Source organism: Ureaplasma ceti, from assembly GCF_040369755.1.
Lineage (GTDB): Bacteria > Bacillota_I > Bacilli_A > Mycoplasmatales > Mycoplasmoidaceae > Ureaplasma > Ureaplasma ceti.
This window is the reverse complement of record NZ_BAABQM010000011.1, coordinates 1-1,347: the sequence shown is the minus strand read 5'-3', so window position 1 is coordinate 1,347 and position 1,347 is coordinate 1. Positions and strand designations below refer to the sequence as shown.

Annotated in this window: 1 protein-coding gene; it reads left to right on the top strand. The window is 26.3% G+C overall.

The window, feature by feature from the left end:
- The first annotated feature begins 55 nt into the window (after positions 1-55).
- Positions 56-1,312 carry an IS3 family transposase gene (locus ABWU82_RS03610; RefSeq protein ID WP_353290133.1) on the top strand — a complete coding sequence of 419 codons (1,257 nt, stop codon included), beginning with the start codon at positions 56-58 and terminating at the stop codon, positions 1,310-1,312.
- The last annotated feature ends 35 nt before the right edge of the window (positions 1,313-1,347 follow it).

Genomic DNA, 1,347 nt, shown 5'->3' with positions numbered 1-1,347 from the left:
TACAGAGGGAAATAAAAATGGGACACTCCTTAAAAAGAAAGGAGTGTCTTTTTATATGTCTAGACACCTAAAATGAAGTGAATGACTTTATTATTTTCAATTATTTGAAACTAATACTAAAAAATTTGAAACCGAGTATTTCCATAAATTAAAACACTTAGATAAAATTAAAAATAAAGTTCAATATCATGACGCTTTCAAAGTGTTTAAGAAGAAATACAAACTTTATATGAATACAAAAAATATTAACGTTCTTATTAGTCATTCCGGAAGAAAAATTACCAATCCTAAAAAACAACAAATTAAAAAACAAGCCTTAATTTTAAAAAAGAAAAAGCATCCGTCTGAATACATTCATCGTGATGATTTGGATGAAATTATTAAACATTATATTGACTTGTATGAATCTGGGGTGTTACCTCCAGAAGATGAGGAAAAAATTAGAAAAATTATCGAAAGATCAAAAACCAGTTGTAGAGCCTGGAGTTCTGCAGGATTTTTATCTAAATCAACAATTAATAGAATTAAAAATCGAAATAATCAACCATTGACCGAAAACCAAATTAATCGTATTAACTACGTTAATATGGTGTTTTTGACAATGAAAAATATTCAAAAACAACATAATAATAATTTAGGGCGTAGACCATTAAAAGTATTTTTAGAACAACAAAATATTAAATATAGCGATCGTTATGTCGGTCGTTTAATGAATAAGTTTAATTTGAAATGTCAAATTGAAATTAGACAAGCCAAACCAAAAGAAATTAAAAATACTGAATATATAGCTAAGAATTACGCTAATCGTGATTACGACAACTTAAATCACGAAAACACAATTATTTCATTGGATACCACTTATATTCCTATCGATTATCCGCAAGGTAGAAACTTTGCGTATTTAACTGCCGCAATAAATTGAAAAACGAAAGAAATTGTTTCTTATGATTTTTCAATTTCTAATGATTTAAAAACAGTAATGAATGTTGTTAAAAAAATTAAAGGTAAAAATATAATTTGTCATTCCGATCATGGATTCCAATTTACTAATATTGAATACATCAAATATTTAAAAACTAAATTGTGAACTCACTCTTTATCTAGAGTAGGTAATTCGTTAGATAATAGACCAATTGAATACTTCTTTAGAATTTTGAAAACTGAATTAGTTTATAAATTTGATAACAAACTTTCTTTTGAAGAAATGAGAAAAGAAATTCATAAATACATTAATTATTACAATAACAAACGTATACAGAAAAAACTCAACTGACTTTCGCCAATTGAGTTTAGTTCTTGTGTTAAAATTTAAAACCAATTAGTGTCCCATAATCGGTTCCCACTGTA